The 10,940-nt window shown below is 72.3% G+C and carries 10 protein-coding genes and 1 tRNA gene; 7 read left to right on the top strand and 4 right to left on the bottom strand.

The features are described 5' to 3' along the window. Positions 1-116: 116 nt before the first annotated feature. The 3 genes from ACOV8S_RS15045 to ACOV8S_RS15035 all read left to right on the top strand — a co-directional run bounded on the left by ACOV8S_RS15045 (position 117) and on the right by ACOV8S_RS15035 (position 2,237). On the top strand, positions 117-587 hold the full coding sequence (locus ACOV8S_RS15045) for a molybdenum cofactor biosynthesis protein MoaE (RefSeq protein WP_448318329.1): 471 nt from the start codon (positions 117-119) through the stop codon (positions 585-587). A gap of 264 nt (positions 588-851) precedes the next feature. Further along, positions 852-1,034, top strand: a complete 183-nt coding sequence (locus tag ACOV8S_RS15040) for a hypothetical protein (RefSeq protein WP_108954472.1) — start codon at positions 852-854, stop codon at positions 1,032-1,034. Between the two features lie 108 nt (positions 1,035-1,142). Further along, complete coding sequence (locus ACOV8S_RS15035) at positions 1,143-2,237, top strand: YlbL family protein (protein ID WP_448318327.1); 1,095 nt, start codon at positions 1,143-1,145, stop codon at positions 2,235-2,237. Between the two features lie 73 nt (positions 2,238-2,310). Here ACOV8S_RS15035 and ACOV8S_RS15030 read toward each other — a convergent pair whose 3' ends face one another. Then, a complete protein-coding gene (locus ACOV8S_RS15030) occupies positions 2,311-2,853 on the bottom strand; it encodes a PPA1309 family protein (protein WP_448318325.1) in 543 nt (180 codons plus the stop codon). A 136-nt stretch (positions 2,854-2,989) separates the two neighbouring features. Here ACOV8S_RS15030 and ACOV8S_RS15025 point away from each other — a divergent pair, with 136 nt between their 5' ends. The 3 genes from ACOV8S_RS15025 to ACOV8S_RS15015 all read left to right on the top strand — a co-directional run bounded on the left by ACOV8S_RS15025 (position 2,990) and on the right by ACOV8S_RS15015 (position 8,262). After that, entirely contained in the window at positions 2,990-5,878 is a 2,889-nt protein-coding gene (locus ACOV8S_RS15025) for a UPF0182 family membrane protein (RefSeq protein ID WP_448318323.1), read from the top strand. A 262-nt stretch (positions 5,879-6,140) separates the two neighbouring features. Continuing rightward, on the top strand, positions 6,141-8,057 hold the full coding sequence (locus ACOV8S_RS15020; protein ID WP_448318321.1) for a tetratricopeptide repeat protein: 1,917 nt from the start codon (positions 6,141-6,143) through the stop codon (positions 8,055-8,057). A 131-nt stretch (positions 8,058-8,188) separates the two neighbouring features. Then, positions 8,189-8,262 (top strand) — tRNA-Met (locus ACOV8S_RS15015). Between the two features lie 134 nt (positions 8,263-8,396). On the opposite strand, the gene ACOV8S_RS15010 is transcribed toward ACOV8S_RS15015, so the two are convergent. The 3 genes from ACOV8S_RS15010 to hisN all read right to left on the bottom strand — a co-directional run bounded on the left by ACOV8S_RS15010 (position 8,397) and on the right by hisN (position 10,290). Further along, positions 8,397-8,810 (bottom strand): Fur family transcriptional regulator, encoded by a 414-nt coding sequence (locus ACOV8S_RS15010; protein ID WP_351117650.1) that lies wholly within the window; start codon positions 8,808-8,810, stop codon positions 8,397-8,399. Between the two features lie 77 nt (positions 8,811-8,887). Continuing rightward, entirely contained in the window at positions 8,888-9,274 is a 387-nt protein-coding gene (locus tag ACOV8S_RS15005) for a CBS domain-containing protein (RefSeq protein ID WP_448318867.1), read from the bottom strand. Positions 9,275-9,489: 215 nt separating this feature from the next. Then, positions 9,490-10,290, bottom strand: a complete 801-nt coding sequence (gene hisN / locus ACOV8S_RS15000) for a histidinol-phosphatase (protein ID WP_448318318.1) — start codon at positions 10,288-10,290, stop codon at positions 9,490-9,492. A gap of 204 nt (positions 10,291-10,494) precedes the next feature. Here hisN and ACOV8S_RS14995 point away from each other — a divergent pair. Further along, the coding region (locus ACOV8S_RS14995) for a TetR/AcrR family transcriptional regulator (RefSeq protein ID WP_448318316.1) at positions 10,495-10,940 on the top strand (446 nt) is incomplete at its 3' end.

The raw sequence follows: 10,940 nt of genomic DNA, 5'->3' as shown, positions 1-10,940 counted from the left end.
GCCCGGCGGTGCGAGGGACCGCACGGCCGGGCTCCGGCGGCGTGGAATCGCTGACCAGGGCGGACGGGCGGGTCGGGCCTTCCCGCTGGCGGGGCGCGTGGGGCACGATGGCGGGCATGGCTGACTCCACTTCCTCCGACGTCCACCCGGGTGAGCGCGCGGCGCAGAATCCGCTGAAGCTCATCGCGATCCGCGACACGCCGCTGTCGCTGGACGAGGTCTTCCGGGCCGTCGGCGACGACGCGGCCGGCGGGACCGCGCTGTTCGTCGGCACGGTGCGCAACCACGACGGCGGGGCGGACGTGGACGCGCTGGGGTACTCCGCCCACCCCTCCGCCGAGACGGAGCTACGGCGGGTGGCCGAGAAGATCGCCGCCGACTTCCCCGTCAAGGCGATGGCGGCCGTCCACCGTGTGGGTGATCTCGAGGTGGGCGACCTGGCAGTCGTGGTGGCGGTGTCGTGCCCGCACCGCGCCGAGGCCTTCGAGGCGTGCCGGCGGCTGATCGACGACCTCAAGCACGAGGTGCCGATCTGGAAGCACCAGCGGTTCAGCGACGGGACGGAGGAGTGGGTGGGCGCCTGCTGAGGCTTCCGCACGCCCCGCCCGAGCTCCGCACGCCCCCTCAGGCGTCCCTCGGACACCCCTTCCGGTGCCCCTCGGGCGTCCCTCAGCCGCACCCGTCCTTCTCGCTACCCCCCGGCACCCGCCCCCGCACCCGAACTCCGCGCCGCGCCGTCCCGCGCGTTCCTCCGGTTGCGTAACCGGGGGGTCGATATGAGCGTTGTCACAGTGAATGGTTAATCTGCTGATCAGTCAGTTGCAGTCGCTCATTCGGGTTGGGAGGTCGGCATGGCGGCTCTCGCCTGGTTGCTGATTCCGCTTGTGGCTGCGATCGGCGCGAGTCTGTGGGGCACCTGGGCCCTGCGGACCCGCAGGACCCGTGGGGACGGTCCCGAGCTCGTGGGGTACGCCCGTTTCCGTGAGGCCATGGAACGGTCGACGACGACCACCACCTCGGTCTCCGGTTCCTGACACGCGCCCCCGTCCGGCACAAGTGGCACAAGGCCGGAGCACTGCCGGGGCAGCCCGTACGGACGGCCCCGGCGGTGCTCCGGCGGGGCGGTCCCGTACTGTCGTTCCATGCCACGCCGCACTGCGACGATGCTCGCCTCGACCCTGATGCTGATCGTGCTCCTGTGCGCGGGACTGGCCGTCCCGACCGAGTACTCGGAGATGACGCCCGGCCCGACGGTCAACACCCTCGGCAAGCACGACGGCGAGCCCGTGCTGCAGATCTCCGGCCACCGCACCTACCCCGCCGACGGTCACCTCAACATGACCACCGTGCGGGTCACCAGCCCGGACTACCGGCTGAACCTGGTGTCGGCGATGTACGGCTGGCTGGCCCACGACAACAGGGTGGTGCCGCACGACACGCTCTTCCCGGAGGGGCAGACCGAGGAGGAGTCGAGCCAGGAGAACGCCGAGGAGTTCAGCCAGTCCCAGGAGAGCGCCAAGGTCGCCGCCCTGCGTGAGCTGGACATCCCGGTCGAGTCCTGGGTGGTGGTCTCCACGGTGGTCAAGGACACCCCGGCCGAGGGCGTGCTGCACGCCGGCGACGTGATCAAGGCCGTCGACGGCACCCCGGTGAAGGAGCCCGGCGACGTGTCCAAGCTGGTGACGCGTCACAAGCCCGGCGAGAAGGTGGTCTTCACGATCGTGCCGGCCAAGGAGCAGGCGGCGGCCGAGCGGGAGGGGCGCAAGCCGAAGGGGACCGAGGACCTCACCCTCACCACGGCGAAGTCCCAGGACGAGGCCCAGCCGCGCGCCATCGTCGGCATCGCGGCCGGGACCGACCACACGTTCCCGTTCTCCATCGACATCAAGCTCGCCGACGTCGGCGGCCCCAGCGCCGGCCTGATGTTCGCCCTCGGCATCTACGACAAGCTGACGCCGGGCAGCCTCACCGGCGGGGCGTTCGTGGCCGGCACGGGCACCATCGACGACGAGGGCGAGGTCGGTCCCATCGGCGGCATCAGCATGAAGACGCTGGGCGCGCGGTCCAAGGGGGCCAAGTACTTCCTGACGCCCGAGAAGAACTGCGCGACAGCCGCCGAGGACATCCCCGACGGCCTCACCCTGGTCAAGGTCGGGGACCTGGACGACGCCCTGGACGCCCTGGAGGACATCCGCGCGGGCCGCACCGGCGAGCTCCCGCGGTGCGCGCGTCACTGATCACCTCCGGAGCCGGGTCCGGGTCGGTGTCCCGGTCCGGACCCGACCCGGCCTGATCCGAAGGCCCCCGGGGTCAGTCCTCGAAGGTCGCCGAGAGCGCCTCGGCCAGGCCGGGAACCAGGCCGGAACCGGTGAGCACCTCGGTGGCGGAGTCCTTCTCCCGCAGCCGCAGCGCCGACTCACGGGAGCCGTCACGCAGCACGGCGACCGTCATCCGCACCTCCTGACGCTGCGGGTGCTCGGCCACCCAGCGGGCCAGCCCGGCGTCGTCGAGGCCGATGGGCACCTCGGCCTCCGCGGTCGGCGGCAGCATCAGACGCTCCACGGTGAGCGCGCAGCCGGCCACCGCGTCCGGCCAGGCGATGGTGGCGAGGAACTCGTCCAGCGGCTGCGAGGCCGGGATCTCGTCCTGCTCGACGGGGGTGAGGGCGGCCGTCTCCGCCTCCTCCGGCAGACCCAGCTGGTCCGCGAGAGAGGGCTCCTGGGCGCGCAGCGAGGCGGAGTCGACGAGGGCGAAGAGGCGGGCGGGCTGGTCCCAGCCGAGGGTGGAGGCGTACTCGTCGATCTCGAGCACGGCCCGGGTGAGCGGGTTCGCCGCCATGGGGGTGTTGGACATGGTCACAATCCTGCCTGGTATCCACCCGTAATCGGGAACTGGGTAAAGCCTCGGTAAGTTGCATACGTGGGGATCCATGATGAACGGGTCCCCCCGCCGGGCCCGCGCGGACCCGACGGATACACACTGACTTGAGGTGCGCACCTTGGCTTTCCAGATGCCGGACCGCGGCGGAGGCCCGACAGGACCGCGGATCAGAGTGGGCCGCCCGTCCCGGCGGTCCCGGACCCTGCTCATGACGCTGGGCGTCCTTGCCGTCCTCGGCATGGCGTTCACCATGTTCTCCGGGTTCTGGACCGACTGGCTCTGGTACCGCTCGGTGGACTACTCGTCGGTCTTCACGACCACGCTCTCCACGAAGATCGGGCTCTTCTTCGTGTTCGGCCTGCTGATGGCCGCAGCCGTGGGCCTCAACATCTGGCTGGCGCACCGGCTGCGTCCGCCGCTGAGCGCCATGTCGGTCGAGCAGCAGAACCTCGACCGGTACCGGATGGGCATCGCCCCGTACAAGAAGTGGGTCCTGCTGGCGATCACGGCCCTGGTGGGCCTGGTCGCGGGCGCCTCGGCCGGCAGCCAGTGGCGCACCTGGCTCACCTGGGTCAACGGCGTCGACTTCGGCAGGAAGGACCCCCAGTTCCAGCTGGACGTCTCCTTCTACGCCTTCGACCTGCCCTGGTACCGCTTCCTGCTGGGCTTCGGCTTCGCGGCCGTGATCCTCTCGCTGATCGCCGCCGCCGTCACCCACTACCTGTACGGCGGTCTGCGGCTGAGCTCCCCGGGGGCCAAGGCCACCGGCGCGGCCACCGGGCACTTGTCGGTGCTCCTCGGCCTGTTCGTGGCCCTGAAGGCGGTCGCCTACTGGCTCGACCGGTACGGCCTGGCCGTGAAGTCCAGCGACTTCAAGGCGACGGACAACTGGACGGGTCTGCGGTACGTCGACGCCAACGCCTACCTGCCCGCCAAGACCATCCTGTTCTGCATCGCCGTCATCTGCGCCGTGCTCTTCTTCGCCACCCTGTGGCGGCGGACCTGGCAGCTGCCGGTCATCGGCTTCGGCCTGATGGTCCTGTCGGCGCTGCTGATCGGCGGCCTCTACCCGGCCATCGTGCAGAAGTTCCAGGTCCAGCCGAACGAGCAGGCCAAGGAGGCGCCGTACGTCGCGAAGAACATCGACGCGACGCGCTACGCCTACGACATCGGCGACACCCAGGTGTCCCCGTACTCCGGCCGCGGCGCCGACCCGGAGAAGAAGCCGGAGCTGCGCAGCCAGGCCGACCAGGCCGCCAGCATCCGTCTGCTCGACCCGAACATCGTCTCGCCGACCTTCCAGCAGCGGCAGCAGATCCGCAGCTACTACGGCTTCCCGGAGAACCTGGACGTCGACCGCTACACGGTCGAGGGCCAGACCCAGGACACCGTGATCGGTCTGCGTGAACTCGACCTCAACGGCGTGCCGAAGCGGAACTGGATCAACGACCACTTCCGCTACACCCACGGCTACGGCGTGGTGGCCGCCAAGGGCACCGAGGCCGACAGCGAGGGCCTGCCGGTCTTCACGGAGTACGACCTGCCCTCGCAGGGCCAGCTGGGCACCTACCAGCAGGCCGTGTACTACGGCGAGAAGACGACGCAGTACTCGATCGTCGGCGGTCCGCAGGAGGAGATCGACTACTCCAAGGACGGCCAGGAGGTCGGCACCCGGTACAAGGGCGACAGCGGCGTCAACCTGTCGAACCCGCTGAACCGGGCCGCGTACGCGGTGGCGTTCAGCGAGCCGCAGATCCTCTACTCGGGCGCCATCGGTGAGGGATCGAAGATCCTCTACAACCGCACGCCCAAGGAGCGGGTCGAGGCGGTCGCCCCGTGGCTGACCATCGACGGCGACCCGTACCCGGCGGTCATCGGCGGGAAGATCCAGTGGATCGTGGACGCCTACACCACGTCCAACGGCTACCCGTACGCCTCGCGCACCACGCTGGGCGACACCACCTCCGACTCGCTGACCACCGACCAGCGCGCGGTCATCGCCCAGCAGGACCGGGTGAACTACATCCGCAACTCCGTGAAGGCGACGGTCGACGCCTATACGGGCGACGTCAAGCTGTACGAGTGGGACACGAAGGACCCGGTCCTCAAGACCTGGATGAAGGCCTTCCCGGACACGGTGGAGCCGCGCTCGGCCATCTCCGACCAGCTGATGGCGCACCTGCGCTACCCGCAGGACCTCTTCAAGGTGCAGCGTGAGCTGCTGACCCGCTACCACGTCGAGGACGCCGAGACGTTCCTCAGCGGCAGCGAGGTGTGGCAGGTGCCGGACGACCCGACCAACAAGGTCGGCGAGGCGGTGCCGCCGTACTACCTCTCCATGAAGATGCCCAACCAGCCGGAGCAGGCCTTCTCGCTGACCACGACGTTCACGCCCAACGGCCGCGACAACCTGAGCGCCTTCATGGCGGTGAACGCCGAGGCGGGAACGGACGACTACGGGAAGATCCGCGTCCTCAAGCTGCCGACCAGCACCACGGTCCAGGGCCCCAAGCAGGTCCAGTCGGCGTTCAACTCCGAACAGGACATCGCCGAGACCATCCGGCTGCTGAGCGGCGGTGACTCGCAGGTCGAGTACGGCAACCTGCTGACCGTTCCGCTCGACGAGGGTCTGCTCTACGTGGAGCCGGTCTACGTCCGCGGTGGCGGCCTCAAGTACCCGCTGCTGCGCAAGGTGCTGGTGAGCTACAACGGGCAGACCGCCTTCGAGGACACCCTGGCGCAGGCGCTGGACAAGGTGTTCGGCGCCGGAGGCGAGGCGCAGCCGCCGGAGGAGGAGACCCCGCCCGGCGAGGAGACTCCGCCGGACAAGGGCGACGCCACGCTCGACGAGGCCCTGAAGGACGTGCAGAAGGCCTTCGACGCGGGCCAGGAGGCCTTCAAGAAGGGCGACTGGCAGGCGTACGGCCGGGCACAGGAAGATCTTGAGGAGGCGCTGAAGCGCGCCGAGGAGGCCCGGGCCCCCTCGGCCGGCGACTGACCGGGCAGGTCGGAAGCTGATCTCAGCGCCACTACCGGATCTTCGGATGCGGTGCAAGGCCCGGGTCCCTCGTTCGGGGGAACCGGGCCTTGTCCGTGCCGGACTGCCGTGCAGGTCGGGAGGGGGAGACAACCCTTGCGGGGACGGGGCTGTGGGGGGGTCCGTGTTTCACTTGTCTCTCTGTGGGCATGTCGACAAAACGCTGAAGTGACCTCCAAGGCTGCGGTATACCAGGTGTACCCGGGGTTCGGGTGGTGCGACGATGAACGTTATGGGGGACAAGGGAACTCTGTTGGACACAGGGCGATTTGCGCCGTCCGTCGATCCGGACGGGCTCGCCGGGGCCGATGAGGCCGCCGGCGTCGAGGGAGCCGGCCTGGCCGCCGGTCTCGTCGGCGACCCGGCGGACGAGGCCGGGCAGCGGATCGCAGCCGAGGCCGGGGACGTCGAGGCGATGAGCGTCCTCGGCGCCATGCTGCTGCGCCGCGGCGACCTGGACGGGGCCGAGGGCCCGCTGCGCGCCGCCACCGCCGCGGGGGACCGCGCCGCCGCCAACAACCTGGGTGTCCTTCTCCACCAGCGCGGCTACGCCGAGGAGGCGGCCGGCTGGTGGCGCATCGCCGCCGTGGCCGGCTCCGCCGCCGCCGCGCACGCCCTCGGCCGTCACCTGCGTGAGCGCGGGGACGAGCCGGGCGCCGAGTACTGGCTGCGCCAGGCCGCCGAACAGGGCCACGTGCTGGGCGCCTTCGCGCTCGCCGACCTGCTGGAGCACCGCGGCGCGGGTGACGAGGCCGAGACCTGGATGCGCGCCGCCGCCGACCGCGGCCACCGCGAGGCCTCCTACCGCCTCGCCGTGGCCCTCGAGCGCCGCGCGGCCGACGGCGCGCCGGCCGCGACCGCCGGTGACCGGGCCGTCCGGCCCACGGGCGTGACGGGCGCCGACGACGCCGCGGGGGCGCCGGCCGGCGTCGTCCCGCGGGAGGCCGAGCAGTGGTACCGCCAGGCCGCCGCGCGCGGCCACCACCAGGCGGCGCTGCGCCTGGGCGAGATCCTGGAGCGCCGCGGCGACCTCAAGGAGGCCGGCCGCTGGTACCTGACCTCGGCCAAGGGCGGGGAAACCCGTGCCGCCTGCGCGCTGGGCCACCTGCTGCGCGACGCCGGGGACACCGAGAACGCCGCCTCCTGGTGGCTCAAGGCCGCCCGCGACGGCGACGGCGCCGCCGCCAACGCCCTGGGCGCGCTGCACGCGGAGCGCGGCGAGAAGCAGACCGCCGCCCGCTGGTACCGCGCCGCCCTCGACGCCGGCGACGTCAACGGGGCCTACAACCTGGGCCTGCTCTGCGCCGAGCAGGGCCGCACGGCCCAGGCCGAGCAGTGGTACCGCCGGGCCGCCTACGCCGGGCACCGGGAGGCCGCGAACGCGCTGGCCGTCCTGCTGCTGGGCAACGGCGACGCGACCGGCGCCGAGCCGTGGTTCTCCAAGGCGGCCGAGGCGGGCAGCGTCGAGGCCGCCTGCAACCTGGGCATCCTGCACAGCAACCGCGGCGAGGAGAAGGAGGCACTGCGCTGGTACGAGCGGGCCGCCTCCGCGGGGCACCCGGACGCCGCCCTCCAGGTCGGTGTGGCGCTGCTGCGCGACGGCGAGGAGCAGGAGGCCGAGCGGTACCTGCGCTGCGCGGCCGGCGCGGGCAGCGCCGAGGCGGCCTACCGGCTGGCGATGGTCCTGGACCGCCGCCGCCCGCCCGCGCACGCCCACGAGCTGGGCCAGTGCGCGCACCGGAAGACGGAGTGCGAGGAGTGGTACGAGCGGGCCGCCGGCCAGGGGCACCGCAAGGCGCAGGTCAGAGCCGGCATGCTGGCCGCCGCGCGCGGTGACATGGCGGAGGCCGCCCGCTGGTACCGGGAGGCCGCCCAGGCCGGGTCGGAGAGCGGCGCGTTCAACCTCGGGCTGCTGCTGGCCCGGGAGGGCAGCGAGGCCGAGGCCGTGCTGTGGTGGAAGCGGGCCGCCGCCGCGGGCCACGGCGGCGCGGCGCTGCGCCTGGCACTTGCCTACGCGCGGCGGGGCGAGCTGTCCGAGGGTCAGCGCTGGGCCGAGCGGGCGACGGCGCTGGGCCCCGACAAGGTCCGCGAGCGGGCCGCCCGGCTGGGCGCCGTCCTGCGCGAGGAACTCTCCGCCTGAGCTGGCCCGCCCGACCTGGCACGCCCTGGTCGGCGTGCCCGCCGCGCCGTGCCTGCGCCGCTGCGCTCGGGACGGGGTGGTCGATCCGATTTGCCTGCCGCGCACCCGTCGCGTAGTGTTCAACGAGTCGACGCGGGGTGGAGCAGCTCGGTAGCTCGCTGGGCTCATAACCCAGAGGTCGCAGGTTCAAATCCTGTCCCCGCTACTGAAACCCGAAGGGGTCGGACCGGTTCTCCGGTCCGACCCCTTCGGCATTGTCGCGTTCCCGCGCCGGCCGCCCGGCGCACCCTCAGGCGGCGCACCAGGGGCGGGACAGCCGCGGGGAGGCCGCCGCCGGCGTCAGGCCGAGCACTCGGGGCACAGGCCCCGGTAGGTCACTTCGACGTCGGAGACGGTGAAGCCGAACCGCTCGTCGGCCGGCAGGTCCGCCAGCGGGTCGCCCGTGGGGTGGACGTCCTTGATGGCGCCGCAGCGCGCGCACACCAGGTGGTGGTGCGGCCGGTGGGCGTTCGGGTCGTACCGCTTGGCGCGCTTGTCCGTGGTGACCTCGACGACCTCGCCGAGGGAGACCATCTCGCCGAGCGTGTTGTACACGGTGGCCCGGGAGATCTCCGGCAGCTTCGCGGCCGCGCGGGCATGGACCTCGTCGGCCGTCAGATGGACGTGCTCGCCTTCGAGAACCTCGGCCACCACACGCCGCTGTGCGGTCATGCGCCAGCCGCGTCCGCGCAGGCGCTCCAACAGGTCGCTCATGACTGCCAGCCTAACAGCGGTGCGGGAGCTTGTCCGGATTTGGATCCGTTCTAAAGTTCGCCCGCGGGCCCCGCCCGTCAGGCCGGGCTCTCGCCCCGGGACAGGCATCGCAGCACGTCACGGACCGACACGATGCCCGCCGGCTCCCCGTGTTCCATGACCACCAGATGACGGAAGCCGCCGTGCGCCATCGCCCGGACGGCGTCATGGATGGTCCACGAGGGGTCCGCGAGGACGGCGTCCGCGGTGAGGTGGGCGTGGGCGCGCTCGACGTCCGGGTCCTGGCCCAGGCCGAGCGAGTTGAGTATGTCCCGCTCGGTCAGGATGCCCGGGTGGGCCGCCTCCGGGTCCAGCACCAGGGCGGCCCCGACGCGGCGGGAGGACATCAGGACGGCGGCCTGGCGGAGCGTGTGGGCGGGGCCCACGGTGAGCAGGGTGGTGGACATGGCCTCGCGGACGAGCATCTGCATCGGTCACCTCCTCCTGCGAAACGCCTGGTCAGTGGCGCTTCACAAAAGCACAAACGGGGGTGCTCCCAGAGTCGCAGGCAATGCGCGGGTCAACAAGAGGCAAAACGCAGGGCGCACGGGGCACTGCGGGGCGGACCGGAGGGCGTGCGGAACCGCCGTGAACCGCAGCGAGGGGCGCCGCGGTACCCGGCACGGCTGGTCCGCGGGACTCAGTACCGCTGGTTGAGGTAGCCCAGGAGCTCGTCGTGGAGCAGCCCGTTGGAGGCGGCCGCGTTGCCGCCGTGCGGGCCGGGGCGGCCGTCGAGACCGGTGTAGGAGCCGCCCGCCTCGGTGACGATCACGGCGGGGGCCGCCATGTCCCACAACGAGAGCTCCGGCTCCGCGCAGATGTCCACCGCGCCCTCGGCGACCATCATGTAGGGCCAGAAGTCGCCGTACGCGCGGGTCCGCCACACCTCGCGGGTCAGGTCCAGGAAGCCGTCGAGGCGGCTCTGCGCCTCCCAGCCGGTGAGCGAGGAGTACGCGAACGAGGCGTCCTGCATCCGCGACACCTGGGACACGTGGATCCGGGAGGCCGAGGTCAGGCTGCGGCCGGTGAAGGCGCCGTGGCCCTTCGCCGCCCACCAGCGGCGGCCCAGCGCGGGCGCCGAGACCACGCCGACGACCGGCTGGAAGCCGCCCTCGCCGGCCTCCATCAGCGCGATCAGGGTGGCCCAGACCGGGACGCCGCGGACGTAGTTCTTGGTCCCGTCGATCGGGTCGATCACCCAGCGGCGGGGACCGGTGCCCTCGACGCCGTACTCCTCGCCGAGGATCGCGTCCCGCGGTCGGGCGCGCTGGAGCTGACTGCGGATCAGCTCCTCGGCGGCCTTGTCGGCCTCGCTCACCGGCGTCATGTCCGGCTTGGTCTCGACCTTCAGGTCGAGCGCCTTGAAACGGGCCGTCGTCGCGGCGTCGGCGGTGTCCGCCAGGACGTGGGCGAAACGCAGGTCATCGAGGTAGTCGGCCATGGCGGAACCGTATCGGCCGGGCGCGCGGACGGGCCACACGGGGCGGAGGGCGGTTGACGGGGCAGGAGGGAGGCGAGGGTCCGGAGGCCTTGACAGTGCCTCAGGGCCCGTCAAGTCTGGGGGCGCGGGCCCTCGGGCCTCGCCGCCGGGCGAGCCCGGCCCACCGCCCGGCGAGCACGGGGAGCACGGGGAGGCGACGCGACGATGCGCACGGCACGCGAGACGCTGCTGGAGGCCGCCGGGAGAGCGCTGGAGCGGGAGTCCTGGGCGACGGTACGCATGGTCGACGTGGCCGCCGAGGCGGGAGTGTCGCGGCAGACCCTCTACAACGAGTTCGGCAGCAAGGAAGGGCTGGGGCGCGCGCTGGTGCGGCGGGAGGTCGACGCGTACCTGGCGGGGGTCGACCGGGCGCTGGCCTCGCACGCCGACCCCCGGGAACGGCTCGCGGCCCTCGCCGAGTGGACGGCGCGGGCGGGGCGCGGCGGGCCGCTGGCCCGGGCGGTGCTCACCGGGTGCTGGACCGAGCGGCTGCCGTCGCCGGTGCTCACCGCGGTGCCGTCCTCGGCGAGCGCGCCGGCGCAGCGGCGGGCGGACGGGGCGTTGCCGTCTCCGGGCGAGCTGGTGGCGTCGGCGCGGGAGCGGGCGGTGGC

The sequence above is a fragment of the Streptomyces sp. CO7 genome (genome assembly GCF_053474865.1).
The sequence above is the reverse complement of the archived record's forward strand: the minus strand, read 5'-3'. Positions and strand labels throughout refer to the sequence as shown.